30 protein-coding genes and 15 tRNA genes are annotated in these 23,484 nt (G+C 33.0%); 41 read left to right on the forward strand and 4 right to left on the reverse strand.

All coding sequences use genetic code 11. The features are described from left to right. Nucleotides 1-82 precede the first annotated feature (82 nt). Nucleotides 83-1,696, forward strand: coding sequence for a peptide ABC transporter substrate-binding protein (locus ACYUJ6_RS01915; RefSeq protein ID WP_461844207.1), 1,614 nt, complete (start codon nt 83-85; stop codon nt 1,694-1,696). A 366-nt stretch (nt 1,697-2,062) separates the two neighbouring features. On the opposite strand, the gene ACYUJ6_RS01920 is transcribed toward ACYUJ6_RS01915, so the two are convergent. After that, nucleotides 2,063-3,478 (reverse strand): hypothetical protein, encoded by a 1,416-nt coding sequence (locus ACYUJ6_RS01920; protein ID WP_461844208.1) that lies wholly within the window; start codon nt 3,476-3,478, stop codon nt 2,063-2,065. A 93-nt stretch (nt 3,479-3,571) separates the two neighbouring features. Here ACYUJ6_RS01920 and ACYUJ6_RS01925 point away from each other — a divergent pair, with 93 nt between their 5' ends. From ACYUJ6_RS01925 to ACYUJ6_RS02015, 19 genes are all read left to right on the forward strand, one after another. Then, nucleotides 3,572-4,561: an AIR synthase family protein gene (locus ACYUJ6_RS01925; RefSeq protein WP_461844209.1), complete on the forward strand. Its 990-nt coding sequence runs from the start codon at nt 3,572-3,574 to the stop codon at nt 4,559-4,561. 51 nt (nt 4,562-4,612) lie between these two features. Then, nucleotides 4,613-5,359 carry a ribonuclease PH gene (gene rph / locus ACYUJ6_RS01930; protein ID WP_461844210.1) on the forward strand — a complete coding sequence of 249 codons (747 nt, stop codon included), beginning with the start codon at nt 4,613-4,615 and terminating at the stop codon, nt 5,357-5,359. Next, nucleotides 5,359-5,997 carry an XTP/dITP diphosphatase gene (locus ACYUJ6_RS01935; protein ID WP_461844211.1) on the forward strand — a complete coding sequence of 213 codons (639 nt, stop codon included), beginning with the start codon at nt 5,359-5,361 and terminating at the stop codon, nt 5,995-5,997. The genes rph and ACYUJ6_RS01935 overlap by 1 nt, the downstream gene beginning before the upstream one ends. Continuing rightward, entirely contained in the window at nt 5,975-6,445 is a 471-nt protein-coding gene (locus ACYUJ6_RS01940) for a metallophosphoesterase (RefSeq protein ID WP_461844212.1), read from the forward strand. The genes ACYUJ6_RS01935 and ACYUJ6_RS01940 overlap by 23 nt, the downstream gene beginning before the upstream one ends. Before the next feature lie 118 nt (nt 6,446-6,563). After that, nucleotides 6,564-6,639 (forward strand) — tRNA-Pro (locus tag ACYUJ6_RS01945). Between the two features lie 69 nt (nt 6,640-6,708). After that, nucleotides 6,709-6,782 (forward strand) — tRNA-Gly (locus ACYUJ6_RS01950). Between the two features lie 5 nt (nt 6,783-6,787). After that, a tRNA-Arg gene (locus ACYUJ6_RS01955) sits at nt 6,788-6,864 on the forward strand. Between the two features lie 4 nt (nt 6,865-6,868). Then, nucleotides 6,869-6,944, forward strand: a tRNA-Lys gene (locus ACYUJ6_RS01960). Nucleotides 6,945-6,950: 6 nt separating this feature from the next. After that, nucleotides 6,951-7,026, forward strand: a tRNA-His gene (locus tag ACYUJ6_RS01965). A 4-nt stretch (nt 7,027-7,030) separates the two neighbouring features. Beyond that, nucleotides 7,031-7,105, forward strand: a tRNA-Gln gene (locus ACYUJ6_RS01970). Between the two features lie 6 nt (nt 7,106-7,111). Beyond that, nucleotides 7,112-7,187, forward strand: a tRNA-Lys gene (locus ACYUJ6_RS01975). A gap of 70 nt (nt 7,188-7,257) precedes the next feature. After that, nucleotides 7,258-7,341: transfer RNA gene (locus ACYUJ6_RS01980), tRNA-Leu, on the forward strand. A gap of 28 nt (nt 7,342-7,369) precedes the next feature. After that, nucleotides 7,370-7,444 (forward strand) — tRNA-Gly (locus ACYUJ6_RS01985). 20 nt (nt 7,445-7,464) lie between these two features. Further along, nucleotides 7,465-7,538: transfer RNA gene (locus tag ACYUJ6_RS01990), tRNA-Gly, on the forward strand. A gap of 8 nt (nt 7,539-7,546) precedes the next feature. Next, nucleotides 7,547-7,623, forward strand: a tRNA-Arg gene (locus ACYUJ6_RS01995). Between the two features lie 5 nt (nt 7,624-7,628). Beyond that, nucleotides 7,629-7,704: transfer RNA gene (locus ACYUJ6_RS02000), tRNA-Lys, on the forward strand. Nucleotides 7,705-7,722: 18 nt separating this feature from the next. Then, nucleotides 7,723-7,798 (forward strand) — tRNA-Pro (locus ACYUJ6_RS02005). Between the two features lie 76 nt (nt 7,799-7,874). Then, nucleotides 7,875-7,948: transfer RNA gene (locus ACYUJ6_RS02010), tRNA-Gly, on the forward strand. Nucleotides 7,949-7,974: 26 nt separating this feature from the next. Continuing rightward, nucleotides 7,975-8,051 (forward strand) — tRNA-Arg (locus ACYUJ6_RS02015). Between the two features lie 101 nt (nt 8,052-8,152). On the opposite strand, the gene ACYUJ6_RS02020 is transcribed toward ACYUJ6_RS02015, so the two are convergent. From ACYUJ6_RS02020 to ACYUJ6_RS02030, 3 genes are all read right to left on the reverse strand, one after another. After that, nucleotides 8,153-9,322 carry a tyrosine-type recombinase/integrase gene (locus tag ACYUJ6_RS02020; protein WP_461844213.1) on the reverse strand — a complete coding sequence of 390 codons (1,170 nt, stop codon included), beginning with the start codon at nt 9,320-9,322 and terminating at the stop codon, nt 8,153-8,155. Nucleotides 9,323-9,375: 53 nt separating this feature from the next. Further along, the gene (locus ACYUJ6_RS02025; RefSeq protein WP_461844214.1) at nt 9,376-9,951 is read right to left on the reverse strand and encodes a Uma2 family endonuclease; all 576 of its coding nucleotides are present in this window, start codon (nt 9,949-9,951) and stop codon (nt 9,376-9,378) included. Between the two features lie 85 nt (nt 9,952-10,036). After that, nucleotides 10,037-10,480: a helix-turn-helix domain-containing protein gene (locus ACYUJ6_RS02030; RefSeq protein ID WP_461844215.1), complete on the reverse strand. Its 444-nt coding sequence runs from the start codon at nt 10,478-10,480 to the stop codon at nt 10,037-10,039. A gap of 142 nt (nt 10,481-10,622) precedes the next feature. Here ACYUJ6_RS02030 and ACYUJ6_RS02035 point away from each other — a divergent pair, with 142 nt between their 5' ends. The 21 genes from ACYUJ6_RS02035 (at nt 10,623) to ACYUJ6_RS02135 (ending at nt 23,388) form a co-directional block, all read left to right on the forward strand. Continuing rightward, a complete protein-coding gene (locus ACYUJ6_RS02035) occupies nt 10,623-10,826 on the forward strand; it encodes a helix-turn-helix domain-containing protein (RefSeq protein ID WP_461844216.1) in 204 nt (67 codons plus the stop codon). A gap of 112 nt (nt 10,827-10,938) precedes the next feature. Continuing rightward, entirely contained in the window at nt 10,939-11,244 is a 306-nt protein-coding gene (locus ACYUJ6_RS02040) for a hypothetical protein (RefSeq protein ID WP_461844217.1), read from the forward strand. Next, the gene (locus ACYUJ6_RS02045; RefSeq protein WP_461844218.1) at nt 11,244-11,459 is read left to right on the forward strand and encodes a helix-turn-helix domain-containing protein; all 216 of its coding nucleotides are present in this window, start codon (nt 11,244-11,246) and stop codon (nt 11,457-11,459) included. The genes ACYUJ6_RS02040 and ACYUJ6_RS02045 overlap by 1 nt, the downstream gene beginning before the upstream one ends. Before the next feature lie 33 nt (nt 11,460-11,492). Next, nucleotides 11,493-11,939 carry a hypothetical protein gene (locus ACYUJ6_RS02050; protein WP_461844219.1) on the forward strand — a complete coding sequence of 149 codons (447 nt, stop codon included), beginning with the start codon at nt 11,493-11,495 and terminating at the stop codon, nt 11,937-11,939. Between the two features lie 298 nt (nt 11,940-12,237). Continuing rightward, nucleotides 12,238-12,999, forward strand: a complete 762-nt coding sequence (locus tag ACYUJ6_RS02055; RefSeq protein WP_461844220.1) for a hypothetical protein — start codon at nt 12,238-12,240, stop codon at nt 12,997-12,999. A gap of 24 nt (nt 13,000-13,023) precedes the next feature. Beyond that, a complete protein-coding gene (locus ACYUJ6_RS02060; RefSeq protein ID WP_461844221.1) occupies nt 13,024-13,278 on the forward strand; it encodes a hypothetical protein in 255 nt (84 codons plus the stop codon). 20 nt (nt 13,279-13,298) lie between these two features. Continuing rightward, nucleotides 13,299-13,556 (forward strand): hypothetical protein, encoded by a 258-nt coding sequence (locus tag ACYUJ6_RS02065; RefSeq protein ID WP_461844222.1) that lies wholly within the window; start codon nt 13,299-13,301, stop codon nt 13,554-13,556. Between the two features lie 29 nt (nt 13,557-13,585). Next, the gene (dnaB, locus tag ACYUJ6_RS02070) at nt 13,586-14,926 is read left to right on the forward strand and encodes a replicative DNA helicase (RefSeq protein ID WP_461844223.1); all 1,341 of its coding nucleotides are present in this window, start codon (nt 13,586-13,588) and stop codon (nt 14,924-14,926) included. Further along, entirely contained in the window at nt 14,927-15,094 is a 168-nt protein-coding gene (locus ACYUJ6_RS02075) for a hypothetical protein (RefSeq protein ID WP_461844224.1), read from the forward strand. Nucleotide 15,095: 1 nt separating this feature from the next. Beyond that, nucleotides 15,096-15,299: a hypothetical protein gene (locus tag ACYUJ6_RS02080; protein WP_461844225.1), complete on the forward strand. Its 204-nt coding sequence runs from the start codon at nt 15,096-15,098 to the stop codon at nt 15,297-15,299. 14 nt (nt 15,300-15,313) lie between these two features. Next, nucleotides 15,314-15,484 (forward strand): hypothetical protein, encoded by a 171-nt coding sequence (locus tag ACYUJ6_RS02085; RefSeq protein WP_461844226.1) that lies wholly within the window; start codon nt 15,314-15,316, stop codon nt 15,482-15,484. A 65-nt stretch (nt 15,485-15,549) separates the two neighbouring features. Further along, nucleotides 15,550-15,747 (forward strand): hypothetical protein, encoded by a 198-nt coding sequence (locus tag ACYUJ6_RS02090; RefSeq protein WP_461844227.1) that lies wholly within the window; start codon nt 15,550-15,552, stop codon nt 15,745-15,747. Nucleotides 15,748-15,917: 170 nt separating this feature from the next. Next, nucleotides 15,918-16,727: a hypothetical protein gene (locus ACYUJ6_RS02095; RefSeq protein WP_461844228.1), complete on the forward strand. Its 810-nt coding sequence runs from the start codon at nt 15,918-15,920 to the stop codon at nt 16,725-16,727. A gap of 239 nt (nt 16,728-16,966) precedes the next feature. Next, nucleotides 16,967-17,203 carry a hypothetical protein gene (locus ACYUJ6_RS02100; RefSeq protein WP_461844229.1) on the forward strand — a complete coding sequence of 79 codons (237 nt, stop codon included), beginning with the start codon at nt 16,967-16,969 and terminating at the stop codon, nt 17,201-17,203. Then, nucleotides 17,191-20,214, forward strand: a complete 3,024-nt coding sequence (locus ACYUJ6_RS02105; RefSeq protein ID WP_461844230.1) for a transglycosylase SLT domain-containing protein — start codon at nt 17,191-17,193, stop codon at nt 20,212-20,214. The genes ACYUJ6_RS02100 and ACYUJ6_RS02105 overlap by 13 nt, the downstream gene beginning before the upstream one ends. Before the next feature lie 59 nt (nt 20,215-20,273). Further along, nucleotides 20,274-20,405: a hypothetical protein gene (locus ACYUJ6_RS02110; protein WP_461844231.1), complete on the forward strand. Its 132-nt coding sequence runs from the start codon at nt 20,274-20,276 to the stop codon at nt 20,403-20,405. A gap of 19 nt (nt 20,406-20,424) precedes the next feature. Beyond that, the gene (locus ACYUJ6_RS02115) at nt 20,425-21,315 is read left to right on the forward strand and encodes a hypothetical protein (RefSeq protein WP_461844232.1); all 891 of its coding nucleotides are present in this window, start codon (nt 20,425-20,427) and stop codon (nt 21,313-21,315) included. Between the two features lie 91 nt (nt 21,316-21,406). Next, on the forward strand, nt 21,407-21,640 hold the full coding sequence (locus tag ACYUJ6_RS02120) for a hypothetical protein (RefSeq protein WP_461844233.1): 234 nt from the start codon (nt 21,407-21,409) through the stop codon (nt 21,638-21,640). Beyond that, nucleotides 21,597-21,989: a hypothetical protein gene (locus ACYUJ6_RS02125; RefSeq protein WP_461844234.1), complete on the forward strand. Its 393-nt coding sequence runs from the start codon at nt 21,597-21,599 to the stop codon at nt 21,987-21,989. The genes ACYUJ6_RS02120 and ACYUJ6_RS02125 overlap by 44 nt, the downstream gene beginning before the upstream one ends. 29 nt (nt 21,990-22,018) lie before the next feature. Continuing rightward, nucleotides 22,019-22,531 (forward strand): hypothetical protein, encoded by a 513-nt coding sequence (locus ACYUJ6_RS02130; RefSeq protein ID WP_461844235.1) that lies wholly within the window; start codon nt 22,019-22,021, stop codon nt 22,529-22,531. 311 nt (nt 22,532-22,842) lie between these two features. Further along, complete coding sequence (locus ACYUJ6_RS02135) at nt 22,843-23,388, forward strand: transcriptional regulator (RefSeq protein WP_461844236.1); 546 nt, start codon at nt 22,843-22,845, stop codon at nt 23,386-23,388. Nucleotides 23,389-23,484 lie beyond the last annotated feature (96 nt).

The raw sequence follows: 23,484 nt of genomic DNA on the forward strand, positions 1-23,484 counted from the left end.
TTATAACATAACTTGATTATTTTTATAATAACTGACAATAATTTAAATTGTATTCCATTATAATGAAAATAAGGAGACATATATGAAGAAACTTATTTATATGATATCCATTATATTGATAATTTCAATAATTACAATAACCTTAATAGGTGGTTCTCTTGAAAAAAAAGTTCAGGAAACTGAAAGCAATGATTATAAAAATAGTTTAGTATATAATTTGGGCGAATTGCCTAAAGATTTAGTAATGCTTGATTCTGATAATATAAGACAAAAAGATATACTTGCCAATACCTTCCAGGGACTTGTAGACAGTGATGAAAATGGCAGGATAATTCCTGCACTGGCAGAAAGCTGGAAGGTGGATGAAGGTGGAACCAGTTATACTTTTAAAATAAGAAAAAATGCAAAATGGAGTAATGGCTCCCATATTACTGCATATGACTTTGTAAACTTTTTTTCTGATGTATTAAATGCGGATATGAACAATATATATTCCCAGCAGTTGAATTGCATATTCGGGGCAGAAAAATACAGACAGGGAAAATGTGAATTTAAAGATGTTGCCATAAACGCCATGGACAGTAAAACATTATGCATAAGATTGAATTATCCCTGCAATTATCTGCTTAATATACTGGCACAACCTATATATTCGCTTAGAAATATTGATTATAAGATTGTGAATTGGAAAAAGGATTATAAGTCAATATTGTATTCAGGAAGCTTTACCATAGATAATGTATCCAGTGACGGAAATATTACCTTAAAGAAAAATCTTAACTACTGGAATAAATCCCAGGTGAAAAGCAGCAAGGTAATACTCACCTGTTTAAAAACCAGTGAAAGTGCATTGGCAGCCTTTGAAGATTATAGAATAAATGTATTTGCAAATCCTCCATTAGGAGAAATTAAAAATATAAGGAATAAGGTAAATTATATAACTGTACCTAGATTAGAGGGAAAGGGCATAGCTTTTAATATGAAGGAAAAGAATATTGTAAGCAGTATACAATTCAGGAATTTCGTGTCTATGGTTATTGACAGAGAAAATATAGTTGAAAACATATTGTACGGCACTGCATCATCGGCTGCTTCATATGTACCTGATTACGTAAGTGATGGATTGAATGGTAATTTTATAAATAAGGTATATTTTCAGAGTACAGCACAAACAGAAGGTGCTGCCGATATGATAAAAGGTTTGAATTATAGTGAGGACGAGGGCCCTTTAAATCTAATATATGTTGATACAGTTGAAAATAAAAAAGTATGTCAGGATATAGCCCAGCGTATAAAAAAGGCTGCTGGAATAACTGTAGACTGCCGGGGATATGAACTGTCCCAATTTAATGAACAGCTGAAAAAAGGAAATTATGACATGGCGGAAATAAATTATAGAGGGGACTATGATTATCCATCTGCATTTTTGGATATGTGGAAATCCTCCTCCATATATAATTTATACGGATATAAAAATATACAAATTGAAGATAAATTGATGAATGCAGTATTTGAAAAAGATGGGAGTCAAAAGATAGAAATGTTTAGGGATATAGAGAATACTTTGGCTCAGGATATGCCTATGGTACCTTTATACTTTAATGATACGGTGATTATTTCAAAAACCTATGTGACAGGTATTTATGCCAACAGGATGGGAAATATAAAATTGGATAAGGCTTATTTAACTCATTGACTTGGCAAATATATGGATTATATTAAAACAGCATGATAACAAGAAAGGTCCCATAAATTATGGAACCTTTCGGTTAAGTCTTATTTTAAATTAGGTTAAGTTTTTTACCTTAAAGAGGAAGAACTTTATTTCTTATCTGATTCTTTGGAGAAAAGTACATGCAGTTTGTTTGTAGGGATGAAAAGTTTGTAATAGTATTAATACGATTCAAGGTGCATTTTCCATTCCTTTCATGTATACATTTTTCAGAACAATTAATATCCATCATTGCCTATCACCTTCCTTGTAAGAATCAGAATGAGCTTTAAAATCAACGATAAAATGCTTGTACTGGAGTGATATTATTATATCCTAAAGGTAAGAAATTTATCCTTGGAATAATGATGGTATTTTAGGTTGTAAAAAGTGCAGTATAATAAAGAATGAAAACATGTTTTTGTATGTGTCAAAGGAAGTTTTTACAGATTTAAATTTTTGCTTTTTCATGCTGTAAGTCACATATTTGCAAAAAACAGGGGCTATTTCACAGACTTCAGGAGAAGGAATGGAAGTTGTTCTGAAACTTTGTTCATCTATTAAATCCTCTGATTTAAGAGAAAAATTTTTATATCGTTCCACATTATTCAGATCAGGAGCCTCAGGCCAGCTTAAAATTATACCTGAATCTATAAGCTGATGGTTGAATATGTCCAATGCTATTAAACTGTTTTTATCCCTGTTATTATACATTTCTGTATTTATCAAAAAAACCATAAGATATAACATAACTTCCAAGCATGTAAATTCAATATTTTTTTTAGAGGTATTTTTTATAAAAAGCCCCTTTTCCGAATCATAAAGTTTTAAAAGTCTTTCAAATATAAGGTTTGCATTGTCTTTATATTTTATAAAATTTGTATATTTATATATCATGATAAAGTTTATATAATTTAATGAGTCGTTTTCTACATCCACTTCTTTTGCCATATTGCACTGGGAATTCATATGATAAAATTTTTCAAACAGGAGTTCCGATATATCAAGTATTAGATCCTTGCATTTATCATCTTTGGAATAGCTATAAAATATATTTAGTGCAAAACATAATTTTGTAAGTTCTTCAAAAGATAATTCATATAAATCATTTTTAGAATCAATAAGCATATTTAAGATGTCAAATGAAAAATTTTTGAAATCTTCTTTACTCTCATCCTCAGTTAAAGTATTGCATTTATAGTATGCAGCCATTAACAGTGCCTGAGATGAGAATTTGAATTTTTTATCTTTGTCTGTAAATTTAACCTCAGCTGTATTTGATCCGGCCTCACATTTCTTATCTATAAATACACCTTCAGTGTTTCTGAAGTAAGATGCATAAAACTCCAGCTGCTTTTTACATAAAGAGATATACAGTTTTCCCAAATTGTATTTATTTTTATCTATGTTGTGAAAAGAATTGTAGTAATCTGAAAGTTCCATAAGACACAAGGTCATAAATGCGTTGCTGTCTATGTTTATTTCTTTTTTGAATTTATCGTCGTTCCAGCATAACTTATTATCCATATTTATAAGAATAGGATTTGCTTTTCTATAAATACATAAAAGTGGAGAAAGATCTTTAAATGTGTTAATATCAAAATTAGATATATTTTTGGAGCCTATTCTGCTGGCTGAAGTGGAAATTCCACATTTTGAGTGTAGTACAATATCTTTTAAAGATTCTTTTGAAAAATAAAATAACTGTTGTTTAACATCAATAGGTTTTATTTTATTGATTTTTAAAAAAGGCCCTATATATTTCAAAATATTTACACCTACCATAAATTAATCCCTATATAAATAATATGAAATAGGATGTAAAATAGTGCTTATTTATTTTAGAAAGGAAGAAATTTTATGAAAATCGGAAAATTGGATTGGAATGATTTAAAAGCAATAATAGATAAAAATAGAACAGTTGAGAGAAAGGATGTTAGAATAAGAAGCGGTATAGGAGAGGACTGCAGTGTAATAAATTTTGGAGACAAAGAATGTATCGTTTCTACGGATCCTATTACGGGTGCTGATTTAAATAGCGGTGTACTTGCAGTACATATAAACTGTAATGATATAGCATCCTGTGGAGTTGAACCAGTGGGAATTTTAGTTACAATTCTTGCTCCTGAGAATTGCTGTTTGGAAGATATAAATAGAGTTATGAGAGAAATAAGCCTGGAGGCAGGTAAGCTGAATGTAGAAATATTAGGTGGACATACAGAAGTAACTAAAGCAGTCAACAAAATGGTTATTTCCTGCACTGCAATAGGGAAAGGGGATAAAGGCAAAGCCGTATCCACTTCAGGGGCAAAAGAAAATGATGATATAGTAGTAACAAAGTATTTGTGCCTGGAGGGAACCAGCATTGCAGTTAATGATTTTGAGAAAAAGCTTAAGGGCATACTTACACTTGAAGAAATAAATGAAGCAAAGGATTATATAAAGCATATAAGTGTAGTTAAAGAAGGGGTGTTATCCGGGAAATTTGGAGTGAATTCCATGCATGATATAACTGAAGGAGGCCTTTTAGGGGCACTTTGGGAAGTAGCTGAAGCAAGCAAAGTTGGCTTTAAAGTATATGAAGATAAAATACCGCTTACTAATATAACTAAAAAAATATGTGATGAATATTCCATAGATCCCTTAAGGTTTATTTCCTCTGGAAGTATGCTTATAACCACTGAGAATGGAAGTGGATTAGTTGATATGTTAAAGTGCAGCGGTATTAAGGCAAGTGTTATAGGAAAAGTTACTAAAAAAGAATGTATTCTGGTTTCCGGTGAAAAGGAACGAAAGGTAATGCCTCCTAAAAGTGACGAATTATTTATATTGGAGGAAAAATTAAAATAATTGATGTATAATTAGTTTATTAAAATATAGTTTTGATTCTGGAGGTAAAATATGCGAGTTGACGGTAGAAAAAATGATCAAATTAGGCCTATAAAAATAACAAGAAATTATACAAAATATGCGGAGGGATCTGTACTGATGGAAACTGGGGATACAAAGGTAATATGTACTGCATCCATAGAGGATAAGGTTCCTCCTTTTTTAAAGGGAAGAGGGGAAGGCTGGATTACCTGTGAATATAATATGCTTCCCAGGGCCACTCAGGTCAGGAAGGTAAGGGATATAACCAGAGGGAAAATTGATGGCAGGACTATGGAAATACAGAGGCTTATTGGCAGAGCTCTTAGATCTGTAGTGGATTTGAAAGCTATAGGTGAAAAAACCATATGGATTGATTGTGATGTGATTCAGGCAGATGGAGGCACTAGAACAGCTTCTATATCCGGAGCATTTGTATCGCTGGTGGATGCAGTAAATAGACTTCATAAAAGATCTCCTTTTAAGGTTTATCCAATAAGAGATTTTGTAAGTGCCATAAGTGTGGGAATTGTAAATGATGTAAGAATGTTGGATTTATGTTATTTGGAGGATTCAAGAGCCAAAGTAGATATGAATATAGTGATGACAGATTCAAATGAATTTGTGGAAATACAAGGTACAGGAGAACAAAGTCCATTTACAAAGGAAGACTTAAGTGAACTTATGATATTAGGAGAAAAAGGTATAAAAAATATGATCCATGCCCAAAAAAATAGCTTGAAGATGGATTCCCTGTGGATAGGGACAGGTGATAGATAGTGAAAAAATTAGTAGTGGCAAGTAATAATCATAATAAGATAAGAGAGATTAAACAGATATTTTCAAAATGTCCTGTAGAAGTTTTATCCATGAAAGAAGTTGGAGTGAATATAGATATCGAAGAAGATGGAGTTACATTTTTGGAGAATGCTTATAAGAAGGCCGAAACCGTATACCGCCTTCTTGAACAAAAGGTCATGGTATTGGCAGATGATTCAGGCCTCATGGTCAAAGGATTAAATGGAGAACCAGGAGTACATTCTGCAAGATTTGCAGGTGAACATGGAAATGACAAAAAAAATAATGAAAAACTTTTAAAACTTCTTAAGAATATGGATAGGGAAAGCAGAAAGGCAAAGTTTTTATGTACTATTGTATTGATAGAAGATTTGAATAAGGTAATTCAGGTTCAGGGAGAAGCAGAGGGGTTAATATGTGAAGAAGAAAGAGGAATCAATAAATTTGGCTACGATCCTCTATTTTATGTACCAGAATATAATATGACTTTTGGAGAAATGCCTGCTGAATTAAAAAACTCTATAAGTCATAGGGCAAAAGCATTGGAAAAATTAAGGAGAGAAATGAAAAAAATATATAGAGAGGGAGATATAAGGTTTGCAGATAGGAGTAATAAGTGATACGCATAGAGACAGGAAGTTTGCTGATAGGGTTAAAAATGTTTTTTCTGATATGGATATGATTATTCATTTGGGAGATAATGTTCAGGATGTTTTGAAGATAGAAAAGTTTTATACCGGGCCTATTATCAATGTAAGGGGAAATTGTGATTTTTCGGTAGGCGTTCCCAGTGAAAAAATTGAGACCATAGGCGGTAAAAGGTTTTTTATAACTCATGGGCACAGGTATGATGTGAAATATGATCTGTCCAGATTGAAATATAAGGCTGTGGAGGAAAATGCGGATATAGTTTTATTTGGACATACACATCTGTCTAAAATAATTTATGAAAATGGAATATGGTTTGTTAATCCTGGCAGTCCATCCGTGCCTAGAGACGGTTTTAATAGTGTGGCAATAATAAGTTTGGAGGATGGAAGTATAAACCCTGAAATTAAAGGAGTGTAAATAAAATAAAAAAAATCTTCAATTAGGTATTGACGAATTCATATATATCGTGTAGAATAATTTATGTCGTCAAGAGTTTAAAAAGATTTTTAATATAAGTGAAATTAGCTTTTAATGTCGGGGTGTAGCGCAGATGGGAGCGCGCGTGGTTTGGGACCATGAGGTCGCAGGTTCAATCCCTGTCACCCCGACCATTTGAATTTAATTTAGGAATCTATAAATTCATGATATATTAAATTCACTTATATAATGATAGGAATTGTGCGGGTGTAACTCAATGGTAGAGTGCTAGCCTTCCAAGCTAGTTATGAGAGTTCGATTCTCTTCACCCGCTCCAAGCGTGCGTCTTTAGCTCAGTTGGATAGAGCAACGGCCTTCTAAGCCGTGGGCCGGGGGTTCAAATCCCTTAAGACGCACCAATATGCGCCATTAGCTCAGTTGGTAGAGCATCTGACTCTTAATCAGGTTGCCCGGGGTTCGAGTCCCCGATGGCGCACCAAATATGGTGGACGTAGTTCAGCTGGTAGAGCGCCAGATTGTGGTTCTGGTTGTCGTGGGTTCGAACCCCATCGTTCACCCCAGTGTTGGGATGTAGCCAAGTGGTAAGGCAATGGACTTTGACTCCATCATTCGTAGGTTCAAATCCTGCCATCCCAGCCATTTAATGGTTTACTAGCTCAGTTGGTAGAGCACATGACTTTTAATCATGGTGTCCGGGGTTCGATTCCCCGGTAAGCCACCAATACAATATATAAGTTTTATTTATATTGTAAATTTGATGTAGTAAAATTCTAGTATTTATTTTTATATATGCAGGTGTGGCGGAACTGGCAGACGCACTAGACTTAGGATCTAGCGCCTATGGCGTGGGGGTTCAAATCCCTTCACCTGCACCAAACCATAAATGTGGGATTTTTTTATTATGCGGGAGTGGCTCAGTGGTAGAGCGTCACCTTGCCAAGGTGAACGTCGCGAGTTCGAATCTCGTCTTCCGCTCCAAATATGAAGTAGGGAATATTGCGGGTGTAACTCAATGGTAGAGTGCTAGCCTTCCAAGCTAGTTATGAGAGTTCGATTCTCTTCACCCGCTCCAAGGAATACGCGTCTTTAGCTCAGTTGGATAGAGCAACGGCCTTCTAAGCCGTGGGCCGGGGGTTCAAATCCCTTAAGACGCACCAGATAAGCGCTATTAGCTCAGCTGGTAGAGCATCTGACTCTTAATCAGGTTGCCCGGGGTTCGAATCCCCGATGGCGCACCACATGATTAATATATATGCCGGGGTGTGGCGCAGATGGGAGCGCGCGTGGTTTGGGACCATGAGGTCGCAGGTTCAATCCCTGTCACCCCGACCACTTGAATTCAACAGATAAAGAATTAATGTTCTAAATATATGTGTATTATGATTATGCATCAATTAATAACAGATTTGCGGGTGTAACTCAATGGTAGAGTGCTAGCCTTCCAAGCTAGTTATGAGAGTTCGATTCTCTTCACCCGCTCCATTTGTATTTTAAAAATAATATAATAAGCACCCATAGCTCAGCTGGATAGAGTGATGGACTTCGAATCCAGAGGCCGGGAGTTCGAATCTCCCTGGGTGCACCATAAACCATTGATAACACTGACTTTCAGTGTTTTTTATTTTGTCTAAAAATAAAATTTGCCCTCTTTTTTGCCCCTTATAGATTTTCAAAAATAAAAAGGAACTATTTTGTCCCCATGAATTTATACAGATCATTCAATTTGGATGCTGCTTTTTTCTTCATGCCTTCCAGTACATGAGTGTAAATATCCAATGTGGTTGATACATTGCTATGGCCAAGTAATTCCTGGACTGTTTTAGGTTCTTCACCCAATTCAAATAACCTGGTAGCAAAAGTGTGCCTCAGATCATGAAATTTCCTATCTTGTAATCCCATCTTATTAAGTATTCTTTTAAATCTTTTACGTACATTGCTACTATCTAAATATTTACCGTATATACTGCAGAATACTAAATTATTATCTTCATATAGATTAGCCATTTTCAATTTTAATTTTCTTTGACGTAATTGGTATTGCTGCAGCCTTTTAGTCAAAAATATAGGTATTGACACAATTCTATTACTATTTTCACTTTTAGGTGTCTGCAGTGCTATGTGGCAATTCTTACGGCCGTTCTTATCCACATCACTGATATATTTTACGGTCTTATTTACTTGTATAGTATCATCCTCAAAATTAATATCATCCCAGGTTAAAGCCAATAATTCACCCTGCCTCAATCCTGAATTAAGTGCAGTTAAAAACAATACTTCCAGGTCATTCCCTTTTATGGCTTCAATGAATTTTTGCTGTTCTTCTAGAGTAAATGGCTTTACATCATTAGCCTTATTCAATTTGTTTTCTTCATTATCTTTGGGCAGGACTATTGCCCGGGAGAAATCTTTTATAATCATGTTGCTATCATAGGCATATCTGATGGCCGGAGCTATTAATTTGTGCAGATTTTTTATGCAATTTACTGACTTGCCATTTTTAAATAATTTGTTGTAATAGTCTTGTATATCCTTAGAAGTGAGATCTTTTAGTTTTATATTTGTTATTTCACTATCTTTGATATAATTTCTGTATACACCTTCATATCTTTCTCTAGTGGATGGCTTTATATCTATAAAATGCACATCAAAGAGCCAGTCAATTATAAAATTTCCAAAGAATTCCTTATTGTTGATGCCATAGTCAAGTTCTTTGGTAGCAGCTTTTATCTTGGATTCAAGTTCCTTTACAGTGCTCCCATATATGTCTTTTGGCTTTTTAAGATTTTTATGTCTCAATCTATAGAAGTAATATTCCCTGCCATTTTTAACTTTTTTCTTGTAAATTGTTTTGGCCATGATTTACTCCTTTCCTTAGTTTATTGTAGTTACTATCAAATATTATAAAGTACCTACACATCTAAAGTATTGAAATCAATTTCTAAATCATCATATATCCCAACTTTTATTTTATCTGTAAATGAATAAGCTTTAGGAGCTCCATAATGCATGGTATCGTCAAGTTTGTATATCAATATACTTTTATCCATAGGATTTACTATCCAGTATTCACGTACTCTAAAATGCTCATATAGGCCCAACTTACGTACATAGTCATTGGATTGATTAGAGGGTGATACTATCTCAATAATTAAGTCTGGTGTACCCACACAGCCTTTATCATTCAATTTATTCTTGTCACATATTACGGATATATCAGGCTGAACAATGTTCTTACAGTTTTCAATGTTATTATCATCAGTGAGAAATACGTCAAAGGGTGCTATATCCACTTCACATGATCCATTATTGGATTTTATATAATTGTTGAAGATGGTTGATATCTCTACAATTAACCTCTGGTGTATTCTTGATGGTGCAGGGGACATGTCATATATAGTGCCTTCTATAAGCTCTATTCTGGTACCTTCAGGGTAATTCATGTAGTCGGTGTAGGTATAAGTCTTATTCTTAGCTGTATTAACCATAATTCTTATCTCCTTTCAATAAATTTCGGATATTGAATCCATAGGCTGATCCCGTTTAAAAGGGTGCAGCAGGTTTGACGCAAGGTTATTTGTCGTTATTTTTATCATTATTAGAATTGCTTGATTTAATATTGCCATAATGTCTTAGTCTATTGAGAGTGACATCTTTAATTAAGCCTGAAATATCTACTAAAGCATTGGTATTGATTATTTTGGATAAATCGTATTTGTTCATAGTGTAATTTTCATTGACATACTCAATAACTGAATACATAGTATCAATTTCTTTTTTTGCAGTTTCTTTAGCCATTGATTTAATATATTCAGTTTGGTTTTCATCTCCTATTAATTCAGCAGTAGTTACTTCAAGAGCTTTAGCTATTTTATCTATTATTTCTATATTTGGTTTTCTATCTCCACGTTCATAATTTCCAATTCCTTGTTCTGAAAGTCCAACTTTATTCCCGAGTTCTTTCATTGTTAGACTTTTACTTTTTCTTATTTTTCTTATAGATTCTCCAATATTCAAATAATATCACCTCTATTTTAATTATAATCAATATATAGTAAAAGTAAACAAAATGTTTAGAAATTTTTAAAATACAGTTGACATTAAACAAAACGGGGTGTATTATAGATATATACTAAACAAAACGGGAGGTAATTATGAATTGATTAAAATAAATCATAATAAGTTTTTACTTGAATTTGCAAGATCTGAAATGACTACAACTGAGCTTAAAGAAAAATCAGGAGTAGGAAGAAATACTATATCAAGGATTATTAATGGAGATTGCACTGTTAGACCTTTAATAATTGGAAAATTGGCCAAGGCTTTAAATGTTGATGTAGAACAAATTATTGATATTAAATGATAATAAATGATAATAAAAATTTATCACATCCGAAAATTTCAAAATGACAGCTCATGTACGAGCATTAAAAAGTGTCGGCGCTTCAATGATTGTAGGATAGAGAGGGAAGCAATTGAGTAAACATATTTTTGAAGTAGAGAAAATTCAGGCAGGTGAACTACTAAGTTTTAATATTCCTGCAAATAGCAAAGTAATAGTGAATCATTTCCAGCTCAAAAAGGACAAGGTTTCAAGGGTAGAAGTTGAAAAGATTAAGGATCTACCGAATACGATTTTTATAACCCTTAGTGGTAATGGCAAAGAAATTGGTACTGTAGTAGCTGAGCAATCCTATGTATTGGATTTGGAAGTTGACCAGGGCATGAAATATTACGACATAAGGCCCGCAGGCAAATATGATAGGGAGGATGAAGATTAATGGAAGAATGTAAAATATCTGAAAGTCAGGATAAAAAGAAAAAGACTATATTGATAAGCCCTACAGAGGCCATAGAGTTTTTAGGGGTAAGCCGCAATAGAATGTACGAGGATCTATTGAAAAGAGAGGATTTTCCTGCATTCAGGATAGGCAGTAAGTATTTTGTAAATCGTGAATTGTTACAGGATTGGGCAAATAAGATGTGTGGAAAATAAAGACTGTAGCAAGGCTAAAAAGTAGGTGGTGAGGTGTCTAAAGGGAAACAAAATTATCAAAGTTTTCAGAGTAGTAATGGTGGTAGGTTAATAGCTTTATATTTCGATATGGTAGATTCTAAGGCATGGAGTGAATTAAAAGGCAATGATATTAAAGTTTATTTATACATGCTTAGAAAATACACAGCTAGTTATACAAAAGGTATGTTGGTCAGTTGTAATAAGGATAATATAAGCATCCCTAAAGATGAATATTTAGGTAAAGATGCAAAACAAACGTGGATTATAAAAATGAATCAGACTTCATTTATGAATTGTATAGACCATTTAATTGATTTAGGATTTATCAAAGTTGTAAAGGATGGCTATGCTTCAAGAGAGTGTAATATATATGGCTTTAATGATATGTGGAAAAAATATGGAACTAAAGATTTTTATATTAAAGATGAATGGAAAAGAGCGGCAAAGAAATCACGTTAAAATATTTCTAGTATACGAAAGTGCATACTTCAAGTATACGAAACTGTATACTTCAACGCCTAATATTTGTAAAAATAGAGTATTTGAAGTATACGAAAGTGCATACTTCAAATATTGACATTAAGTTAGCTTAATTGCTTATAAATCAAGACTTATACCATTTGATTTATGTTTATTGCTAAATAATGGGTGAAGTATACGAAAGTGTATACCCTTTATATATATACCATATTAGTACTTTAAAAAATAAAAAAAGAAGAGAAGAAAATTTATGACTATAGAAAGGCAGGTGTACTATATGGCAAATAGAAGAATATTTAGTTTAGATGTGGTAGATACAGACAAGTTCTTGGAATTACCAGCTACATCACAAAGCTTATATTTTCATTTAGGTATGAGGGCGGATGATGATGGGTTTGTTTCGTCTCCAAAGAAAATTGCAAATATGGTTAATTGTAGTATTGATGATTTAAAGCTATTAATTGCTAAAAACTATTTAATTCCTTTCAATAATGGTGTTGTAGTTATTACAGATTGGAAAGTTAACAATTGGGTCAGACCTGATAGAAAGCGAAATACAAGGTTTGCAAAAGAATTATCAATGTTACATTTAGAAGATGATGTATATAAATTGACAACCAAATGTCAACCTAATGTCAACCAACTGACAACCGAATGTCATACCGAGGATAGATTAGGTAAGGATAGGTTAGGTAAGGTTAATAATACTATATCTAAAGATATAGTTAGTAGTGCTGAAGTACAACAAATAATAGAAAAATGGAATCAATTAGGGCTATCTAAAGTTGTTACTATAAACAACAATACCAATAGATATAAAATGTTAAAGGCACGTATTAAGGAATATAGCATTAATAAGATATTTCAAGCTATAGAAAACATTAATAATTCTAGTTTCTTAAAAGGTCAAAATGAAAATGGATGGACAATTACTTTTGATTGGCTTATAAAACCAAATAATTTTATAAAAGTTCTTGAAAATAATTATATTGATAAGAGAAAGAGTAATGACAGTATAGAGGACCTAAAAAATTTTTAATATTGAAGGGAGTTAATATTTAATATGTTAAACAAGGAAGTATTTAAAAAGGAATTACTAAAACTTATTATTGAGTTTAGAGATAAAGGGTTTAAAATGCCAAAAGAAAGGATAGAACAATGGTATGACTATTTAAAAACTATGTCAGATGATGAGCTTACTCAAAAAATAGATTATGTTATTAAAAATTGTTCTTATGCCCCCTCTATAGCTGATGTATTTAAAGCAAATATTGATAATGGAAGTTCCTATAAACCTTTTGATTTTAGTGACCTATAAAAATATAAGGAGTGGTGAAAATGTTAGATAAAAAAGTATTTGAAAATGAGGTTAACAAAATAGTTATTGAATTTAAGGATAAAGGATTTGAAATGACCAAAGGAAGATCCGAGCAATGGTATGACTACATGAAAGACATGTCAGATGATGAATTTACCGAGAGAATAGACTGTGTTCTTAGGAATTGTTCGTACAAACCTTCAATGGCAGATGTATTTAAGTCATATGACAGGATTAAATGTATACCCAATGCTGAGGCATTTCAAAAAATTAAATAATATGATTTATAAAATAGGAAGTGCTAAATATGGATGTTAGAAGAATGGCAAACCTTGAGGCAGAGGCAAATATTTTAGGATCGATACTCATTGACAATAACAAAATATTGACAACTGCTGATACCTTAGAATCTAAAGATTTTTATGATATGAAAAACAGAAGTATATACTCTGCAATGATTATACTTTATAAAGGTGGTAGAAATATAGATATTACAACACTAAGTGAAACATTGGGTAAAAAATTGAAAGATGTAACTATATCGTATCTTTCACAACTTGTTGAAAGCTATGTTATGGGTAGCATTAAAGATTACTGTACTATAGTAAAAGAAAAATCAAGAATGCGTTCATTAACCAAAATTGTGAGAAATACACTTAACGAAATTGAAAATGGAAGTAAAGCCACAGACATAATACTTGAAGGTTTAGAAAAACAGCTTATAACAACAACATACGAAAAGTCAAAACTTATTACTGATACTGAACTTATGAATAATACCCTTGATGTTATTCAGAGAAATTATGAGAAAGGTGGCGTAATTTTAGGTATTAAAACAGGGATAAAAACTTTAGATGAAGTGCTGAATGGGCTACAAAGAAAAAGGTTATATGTAATAGCAGGAAGGCCGGGGATGGCGAAGTCGGCGTTTGCATTGAATCTAGCACAAAATATTTCAAGAAATAAAAATGTATTATATTATTCACTTGAAATGGGAGCAGATGAACTGGGTATAAGGCGTTTGGCTATGAAGTCATATATTGATACCTTGAAGCTTGAAAAAGGCAAAATGAGTGATAGTGAGTGGAGTAAGATTGCTGGTGTCTCAGGGCTAATAAGTGAAGGTCATTGTTATACTGACTGTGCTCCAAGGAGAGGTATAAATACAATTAAACTACAGTGTAAAAAACTGAAAATGCAAAATAAATTGGATATTTTAATTATAGACTACATAGGCATAATGTCACTAAAAAATATGGGTGACAATAGACAAGAACAAATTAGCAGTGTATGCATTGAATTAAAAAATATGGCTAAGGAATTTGATATACCAGTAATTGCACTAGCTCAAATAAATAGAGGAGCAGAGGCAAGAAATAATAAAAGACCTATGCTGTCAGATCTTAAAGAGAGTGGAGGAATTGAAGAAAATGCTGATGTTGTAATGCTTCTGTATCGTGATGAATACTATTATAAAAGTTCAAAAGAGAAAAATGTTATAGAGGTCAATATCGCTAAACAACGTGGTGGAAGGACCGGAACTATAAAACTTGCATGGCAGCCTAAATATCAGCTTATTACTGATAGAGCCCTATATGTGGAAGATGGAAACTATGATCCGAGTATATTTAAACATAAGGAGGCATGAATGAAGGACAAGCTATTAGTTGTGATTATAGATAGAGTGAAAATTAAATACCTGGAATGTGATGATATTGAACTCAAGAAATATATTGGTGAAATTTTAGCAGGTGATATTGATAATGTGCATAGAGAATTAATTGAAGATTCAAAAAATAATGGAGGTGTAAAGTGAGATGGGATCGGAGTATTTAAAAGTTAAATACAGGGGAAATAGATTTTTTATCCTCATAAGAGATTTAGGAAAGGTAAAAGGTATGAGATATAGAGTCAATGGTATTACATTTATAGTGATTAATGAGGGAAAAACAAAAAAAGAAAGGAGCAAGATATTTCATTCATTAATCAAAAGGAGAGATAGCATTTTTATAAATGCATGAAAGGTGGTTAGAGGGTGATTAAACTAAGGGCTTCATATGATACAGAGGAAGAAAAAGACAAGCTTATAAGACTTATAAAATATGGATTTACGTTCAAGAAAGGTCCAAAAGTATACAAAAAAGAAGGCCCATATAAAAAATTATACCTGGACCTGTTAAATAAATGTGCTTACCAAAAGAAGTAAACTTATAACCTCGACAATTATAAGTCTACTTCCTGAATAAGCGGTATGTCAAGGAGGTTATTAAATTGAAGAAAAGTATGAAAAAGGTATTATGCAGGCAAAAGTATTATTATAGCTATCTTGATGATTTATTTGAGATAATTAATAAAGCACAGCCGGAATGTTTTGGGCTTTCTCTTATAGCCATAGATTATTTTAACTATGGTGTTATGATAGGGAAACGCCAAGAGAGGGAAAGACATAGGAAGTGTGATATAAAATGAGTTTGCCAATATTCATGGCGTATATAGACTATTGTAAAATAAAACATAAAGAGCCTGATACTGAGGAGTTACAGCAGTGGAAGAAAAAATATAATCATAGATAAATGAAATATGTGGTTACTGTGTAAATATGTATAGTAACCACGTTTATATTAAGGTGATGAAAATCATTGTACTGCGTAATACAGAAAGTTTTTAATAAAAAGTGTAATTCACTTGGAGAGCCAAAAAAAATTGAGGTAACAGAGTATAACTGGGGTATTGGAGATAATAAACTTAATATACATTATGGTTATAAGTGTGCTGGACATTTTGATAGAACTCACAGGGAAGCATTTAAGATAAGTATTCATAAAAGCTATAGGAAAGATGGCAAAGTTAAGAAAAAACAATGGGTATTATGTACCATGGGATATTATGATTTACTGGATTGGTCTTTGTATGACTGTGCTGGTGGCAAAATAGATAAGGCTTCAGAGGAGACAGATGTCAATGCTGATGATATATATGACATGGTATATAAGAAATTAGATCCTATAATAGCGGCAGTAGAGAAAGAATTCAAGACTACACCAGAGTATAAAGCCAAGAAAAAACATAAAAAAATACTGGATAGATATTTGAAATCAAAAAATGAGTTTGAAAAGAAATATGGCCAGGATACTTATGATTATTGCTATGATGTATTTGGGGTATTGAGAAATAAAGAATATTTGAAAGAGATCCTGGATTCATATAAAGCAAAACAGAAATCCTATGAATATTATAGTAGTTATTATGAAAATTTCAAGAGTAACTACAGTAATGGTAATAGCAGTGGTTACTTTAATAGTGGACATAGTGCCTACACAGAAGATGAAAAAGCCAAGCTTAAGAGGATATATAAGGTACTTGCATTGAAATTTCATCCGGATATGAATAATGGGGATGCTGATATGATGAAATTTGTAAACAAATTAAAAGAGAACTGGGGAATATAAAGTAGGTATTATAAATAATTGTATAGTAACTACGTTAAACCATTGATATTCTTAGTATTAAAGGGAATTCTGTGCTATAATATAAATATAAAGATGAATATTGAAAGTACTGCACTTTTTATAAGTGTAAGGCATTAGAAATAATGGCCGCAGGAAAATATATCGTTATACCTTTTGGTATATGAGTATTATTCCCGCGGCTTTTGTTTTTAGAATGAAAGAGGTGAAGTCAATAATAAATGAGTGAATATAAAAGTTTTAAGTATAATAAATCAATGGTTTATGTTAAGGAAATGCCACTTGAGGAGCCAGTTATAGGATGCATGGTTAAAAAAGAGGGAGATATATTCATAACTGTTGATAATTCTATAAAGACACAGAAAAAGCGTCAGACTATAAATGAACTGCTCAGGAATAAAAATACAATACAAGTTGATAATTATACGGTAAGGATTGATGAAAAATGGCGGAAATAAGGGCAAGGTTAAGTTTAGAGGATGATTTTTCAGCACAGATAAATAAAATAAATGGCGGACTAGATGATTTTACTAAATCCTTGGCAGCTTCTAAAACTGGAATGAAAGATTTCACATCTCAAAAATTTGAAACAACCATTAAAGTGAAGGATGAAGCTACAAAGAAAATAACTGAAGCTAGAAAAGTTATGGATAGTATGAAAAAAAATGTAGCCGTAACTATAGCTGCCAAAGATGCTGCTTCTGAAAGTATTCGGAGAGTTGGAGGGAATTTGAGGTTACTTGGCTCAAAGACTTTTTCACCTATTATTAGGGCTAAGGATGAAGCAAGCAGTGTAATAAAAACTGTGAGTGATAAATTATTTAACTTAAAGACAACAGCAGCCGGAATTATGTTAGGAGTTGGAGCAAAGCAGGTTTTTGATAGTACTGTAGGTGCTGGTGCAAGACTTGAACAAGAACAGGTGGCCATGAAACATTTCATAGGAAATAATAATAAAACAGCCAGTTCATCAAAAGTTCAAAGTATGACAGACAGCTTCATAAATCAGCTTAGAGTAAATGCCAATGTAACACCATTTGGTACTAATGAAGTTTTAGCTGCAGGTAGAAGAGCAGTAAATATTGTGAATGGCGATACAAGTAAATCCATGGGGCTTGTAAATCTTGCTGAAAATATGGCAGCATTGAACCCAGGTAAAAGTGTCATGGATGCAATGGAAGCCTTGGCAGACTTAAAAACTGGTGAATTTGAAAGAATGAAAGAATTCGGATTTAAATTTAGTGCCCAACAATTTAATGGTCTTGTAGGAAAAGGACAAAACGATACTTTGACGGATAGTGAAATGAATAAAGCCTATGATATGACAGTAAAAAATAAGTTAAATCCTGTTTTTGCTGGAGGTGCCAAAGAACTAAGTAAGACTACAGCAGGGCAGTGGAGTACTACCACTGGAAATGTGGAATCAATACTTTCAGATGTAGGTATGGTATTCCTTCCGGCTATAAACAAGACATTAATACCCATAAATGCATCTCTTGATAAATTAGGTAAATCTAAAGTTTTTGCAGGTTTACAAAAAGAAATAGGAGGCTTGGCTAATGCAGGCGGTCAAAAACTTCAAACATTTATAAAATCTTTTGATAATCCGGCAAAAGTAAAACAATATGCCAATACTATAAAAACTATAGGATCAGATATAAAAGCAGTGGGAACAGTGGGTATTTCCTATATAAAGGGAATGTCTACAGTATTAATGCCACTTATAAAAACAGCTGCAGCTCATCCTAAGGTGTTAGTGGGGTTGTTTGCAGGATTTACAGTCGGGAAAGGTGTTTTAAATGCAATTACGACCTTTGGAGCTATACGTAAAGAGCTACCATTACTTAATACGGCAATAAAAACTTTTACTTCAGGTGCAACAGGTACTCTTGGAAAATTCTTTGGATTTCTAAAAGCTAATCCAACTATATTGATTATAGGAGCTATCATAGGGGCTTGTGTACTGCTGTATCAAGCATGGAAAAATAACTGGGGCGGCATAAGAGATATGACACACACAGTGGTTGAATTTATAAAAGGGAAAATTGATAGCATCAAAGATACATTTGTAGCTGTCAAACAACATGCGGCTGACTTTGTAGAATCAATTAAAGAAAAATGGCAGGCTCTAAAAGATTTCTTTGCCAATCCAATTCAAGGGACTTTGAAATTGGCTCAAAAGGTATTTGGGAAAGGTGTTGATAAAGGTAATGCTCTCGGAACTAGCTATTATGAAGGAGGAGCAACTTGGGTAGGCGAAAAAGGTCCCGAAATACTTGTACCACCTTCAGAGAGTAAAATACTTAGCAATAGGCAGTCCATGAATATGTTAAATGTATCTAAAAATACAATGCTTCCTAATATGAATACTGCCTCTTGGGGAAAAGATATTCCTATAGGTATGGCAAAAGGCATCCGGGATAATACAAAGCCTGTCACTGATTCGGTTACCCTTATGGCCAATAAAATAAGAGAGCTTATACATTTTACTTCCCCGGATAAAGGGCCTTTGGCTGATTTTGATACTTATCCTGTGGATATGATGAAAACATTTGGAACAGGCATCCAGAATAATACTAAGCTTGTAACTACACCTACTACTAATATGAGTGGAAATGTAAAAACTATATTTGGAAATCTTACAACACAAAGTTTGAGTTATGGCCAGCAGGTGGTTCAACAATTAGGGTTTGGTGTTCAGGCAAGCGCATCAAATTTAACCGCCATAGTCAAGACACTTACAGACAAGGTGATAAACGAATTTAAAACTGGATTCGGTATACATTCACCTTCTTTAGTAATGTATAAAATGGGTGATTTCTTGATGCAGGGGCTTGTAAATGGAATGAGTTCCAAAGATGTTGGGGCCTTTATCAAGAATTGGATAGGAGATATAACAGGAGCTGCAGGAGGTGCCATGGGTGGAAATGTAACTGGATGGTTAAGTACTGCTTTAGCTTTAACAGGCACACCTATGAGTTGGCTTCCAGGATTAATTCAATTAGTCAAGAGGGAATCTGGTGGAAATCCAATGGCCTATAATGGGATAAGCGTAGGCGGGGAACATGCAACCGGACTTATGCAGATGCTTGGCAGCACATTTAGATCTTATGCGTTGCCTGGATTAAATAATATACTTAATCCTATAGCCAATGTTGCAAGTGCCATTCGATATATAAAGGCTACTTATGGAAATGTGATGAGTATTCCCAATTTGTTCTCCGGCAACTATAAGGGTTATGCCGTAGGGCTTACAAGGGTGCCGAAAGACAATTTTCCTGCACTTTTACATGAAGATGAAAGGGTGCTGACAGCTAATGAAGCACGTAACTATGATAAAAAGAATAATAGTAAGCCTAATATAATTATTAATATGTATGGAACTACCATAAGGAAAGATAGCGATATAGATAAAATAGCAACAGCACTTGTTAAGAAGTTAAAAGCTGCAGCCTATAATATGGCATAAAAAAGTATTAAATGGTGTGGAGTTTATAAAATATTGCTTAAAGAAGGGAATGTAAGATCATGAATGATAAAGCTAAAAAAGTAAGAAATGATTATATGAAACGCTGGCGCGCTAAAAATAAAGAGAAAATCAAGGCAATACAAAATAGATACTGGGAGAAAAAAGCCAGGCAAATTGACATGAATAATTAAAAAAGAAGGGATGATTTAAGTGTTTGGAAAAAAGTTTGATATTGGAGATATATATGGTGGTACATTGGGGCGTATGGATGATGAATATAATGCTATTATAAAAGAATTTAATTCTAAAAAAGCATTAATTCAGGATGATGATAAATTTACCAGGGACTATCAAATTAAGCAGTTGGAAAACCTGCAGAAAGAATATATGGATAAGATAAATTCATTGAAAAGTAAGTATCATGACAAGATTATATCTGATATTGACAAGAGAATTGATGATGAAAAACAAAAATCTGCAATGAATCAAGATCCTCTTATTTCAAGTATAGAGCGTAAATTACAGGCTTCTAAAGATGCAAATTGGGTAAGTGAATCAGATGTTACATCTTTATTATTGTATAAATTGTGGCAGTCAGTTGAGACAAGCAATAAACTTGCTGTATTGCCAGGCAAGCTCAAAAATATGAATGCGGAGCAGGTAGGAAGTTTATATGAACAAAATAAGAATAATGATGCTATAAAATCTTTTATTGAAAATCATGTAAATAGCAAAGTCAATGAACTTAAAAGTAAAAATGATATAAATGCATTATCACCTTTTTTAACATTGTTAGATGGAATAAATGATGATAAGGTAAATACCCCTCTTAAACAGCTTGAAACAGCTAAAGCGCAACTACAGATAAGAATGAATAATAATGAAAGATATATTGGACATGAGTTGCCACGTGATATAAAACAGGATCTGGGAGTTTATGAAATCCAGAAGGCCAAGTATTTTGAAGGTAATGCAGGTGATGAAAGTACATCAATAGAAAATTGGGATAAAGGTATTGTCGAAGATAATACGGCTAAGGAATCAAAAAAGTATGAAACTATAAAAAATATTATGTCTAAATATCAACAGGATAAAAAGTGATAATATTTGTAAATAAAAACAGTATAAAAGTGCAGTATACAAATGTCATTAAAGTATTGAAAATGCTGGATTTGAAGGGAGGGTATACCCTATGGCCAAAAGAAGAATGAAATTAAGTACTCCGGAGGAAGTTAGAAAGTCACTGGCAAGAGTGGCCAATATGATTATAAATGATGAATTGGATACTAAAAAGGCCAGTACCTTCACTTATGTATGCAATGGAATTTTACAGAGTATAAGAGCAGACGATCAGGAAAAAAGATTGGAGGAGCTTGAGCAGTATGTCAATGTTCTTAAGGACCAAGATAAACAGCATAAAAAGTGAATTGAAAAAGAGAGTCCAGGATGAAAATAATTTTAAGGCTATAGTAAAAGCCAGAGAAGGATTATTTTTATTTGATTTAAACAAGGGTCTGAATGTTGAGGGTAAATGTATCCCTATAGAAAAGGGGATACAAGGAATAGAGATTAATGATTGCTCTGATCATCCTATTGGAAATATTGTTGCTACTTATGATGATACGAATAATCAGATAGATGTGAAGGTGGTGCCTGAAGACATACCATATTCAAAGAGAATTGCAGCTGGATACTTGAATAATCCCCAAAGGCCTTTTGAAAGCTTTACCGATTCAGAACTTGAGAAGATCATAGAATATGTTGAAAAAGAATGAATTTGAGATTCAATACCTGGGAGGCTAACATGGATGCATTAAAATCGATTGAAGAGAAACTTATACACTACTTTAATAAAGATAAAAAAATTTATGTATTAAATAAAAAATTAGAGGTTTTAAAAAATCAGATATCTGAAATAGATTATAAACTTCAAAATGTAGATGTAGACCTTCCAGAAGAATCACTTTCAATTAGATATGAGGATAAAGTTCAGGCAAGCCGCTTAGAGTGTGGATATGCAGAAAAAGCTATGATTAAAATAACTGATAGATTATTGGATGAAAGGGCATGGAAGAAAGAAGAAATTGCAGATATAGAAAAAGTTCTAAGAGATATGGAATTGGATAGTGTGACTATTGATGATAAATTAAGTTCCATAGATCCGGAAGACCAGGAATTTTTAAAACAGAAATATAGGTATGGGAAAAAGGATTGGCAGCTAGGTATGATATTCAATATGTCCCAATCTGCAGCTACAAAGAGGAAAAATAAGCTCATAAAAAGTATCATGGATGAATTTTATATAAGTACTCCATAAAATATAATTTACAAAACAAAACGAATAAATGCAACGTTACCTTTAAAGCATTGGTATTACTATAATTACACATTATGCAATGATTGGAGCACTGTACCCATTTTGCACCCTTTTATGGAACGTTGCTATTTAAAGTATCCGTCCTTTTTGACTGCCCTAAAAAAAGGGTATCTTGAGTTTTCTGAATCCATAAAAAGGATCATCCGGAGTTTTTGAAGTCCCTAAAAAAGAAACTATTCATACTTTTTGTACTCCCTAAAAAGGATCTGCAGTTTATTTGTATCTCATTAATTTGTAAGGAGGAGCAATATATGGACACAGAGACATTTAAAAATATAGAAGGACAATTATATGGACACTTTATAAAATTGAAGGAAATAGCCTATTTGGAGCAGGAATGTGAGGATCTCGAAGCACAGGCTAAGGACATTGAATGTGATATAGAACACTGTAATGTAAGTGTTGATCCTGAAAGCCATATGAGCCCTAGTTTTGGAGAAAAGGTACAAACAAGTCCTACAGGTGAAGGAGTAGCTGAGAAGGGCATTATACGAGAAATTGAAAAGCTTGAAGATGAACTTGACTATGCAAGAAGGAAGATATTTAAAAATAGATCCAGGATAAGAGAATTAAATAGGGAAACAGCTGGATTAAAGAGAGTGCTTATGGCTCCACCGCTGCCAAAAGAATTTATGAATTTTATTATTTATAGATACAAGCTAAATAAGAGTATTACATGGATAGCGGCTGAAATGTATGGAGGGGTCAGGAGCACCGCTTACAGGAGAAGAAAAGAGATTATAAATTACATATTTGAGTTAGGTGTAATTAAAATGACTATACCTGATGTTATATAGTAAGAATTTGTGAAATGCGGATTCTTTTATTTTGCAAAAATTAGAAGGAATATATAAATTTATGGAGAAATACATATATATCGTGAAGATTAGAGA

The organism is Clostridium sp. JNZ X4-2, assembly GCF_054889485.1.

Coding starts and splice junctions, on each gene's coding strand:
- ACYUJ6_RS02065 (WP_461844222.1), top strand. CDS start 13,299: ATGTTAGATAAAAAAGTATTTGAAAATGAGGTTAACAAAATAGTTATT.
- ACYUJ6_RS02060 (WP_461844221.1), top strand. CDS start 13,024: ATGTTAAACAAGGAAGTATTTAAAAAGGAATTACTAAAACTTATTATT.
- ACYUJ6_RS02020 (WP_461844213.1), bottom strand. CDS start 9,322: ATGGCCAAAACAATTTACAAGAAAAAAGTTAAAAATGGCAGGGAATAT.
- ACYUJ6_RS02120 (WP_461844233.1), top strand. CDS start 21,407: ATGGCCAAAAGAAGAATGAAATTAAGTACTCCGGAGGAAGTTAGAAAG.
- ACYUJ6_RS02125 (WP_461844234.1), top strand. CDS start 21,597: ATGTCAATGTTCTTAAGGACCAAGATAAACAGCATAAAAAGTGAATTG.
- ACYUJ6_RS02075 (WP_461844224.1), top strand. CDS start 14,927: ATGAAGGACAAGCTATTAGTTGTGATTATAGATAGAGTGAAAATTAAA.
- ACYUJ6_RS02105 (WP_461844230.1), top strand. CDS start 17,191: ATGGCGGAAATAAGGGCAAGGTTAAGTTTAGAGGATGATTTTTCAGCA.
- ACYUJ6_RS02100 (WP_461844229.1), top strand. CDS start 16,967: ATGAGTGAATATAAAAGTTTTAAGTATAATAAATCAATGGTTTATGTT.
- ACYUJ6_RS02055 (WP_461844220.1), top strand. CDS start 12,238: ATGGCAAATAGAAGAATATTTAGTTTAGATGTGGTAGATACAGACAAG.
- ACYUJ6_RS01925 (WP_461844209.1), top strand. CDS start 3,572: ATGAAAATCGGAAAATTGGATTGGAATGATTTAAAAGCAATAATAGAT.
- ACYUJ6_RS02080 (WP_461844225.1), top strand. CDS start 15,096: ATGGGATCGGAGTATTTAAAAGTTAAATACAGGGGAAATAGATTTTTT.
- ACYUJ6_RS02135 (WP_461844236.1), top strand. CDS start 22,843: ATGGACACAGAGACATTTAAAAATATAGAAGGACAATTATATGGACAC.
- ACYUJ6_RS02045 (WP_461844218.1), top strand. CDS start 11,244: ATGGAAGAATGTAAAATATCTGAAAGTCAGGATAAAAAGAAAAAGACT.
- ACYUJ6_RS01915 (WP_461844207.1), top strand. CDS start 83: ATGAAGAAACTTATTTATATGATATCCATTATATTGATAATTTCAATA.
- ACYUJ6_RS02110 (WP_461844231.1), top strand. CDS start 20,274: ATGAATGATAAAGCTAAAAAAGTAAGAAATGATTATATGAAACGCTGG.
- ACYUJ6_RS02130 (WP_461844235.1), top strand. CDS start 22,019: ATGGATGCATTAAAATCGATTGAAGAGAAACTTATACACTACTTTAAT.
- rph (WP_461844210.1), top strand. CDS start 4,613: ATGCGAGTTGACGGTAGAAAAAATGATCAAATTAGGCCTATAAAAATA.
- dnaB (WP_461844223.1), top strand. CDS start 13,586: ATGGATGTTAGAAGAATGGCAAACCTTGAGGCAGAGGCAAATATTTTA.
- ACYUJ6_RS02025 (WP_461844214.1), bottom strand. CDS start 9,951: ATGGTTAATACAGCTAAGAATAAGACTTATACCTACACCGACTACATG.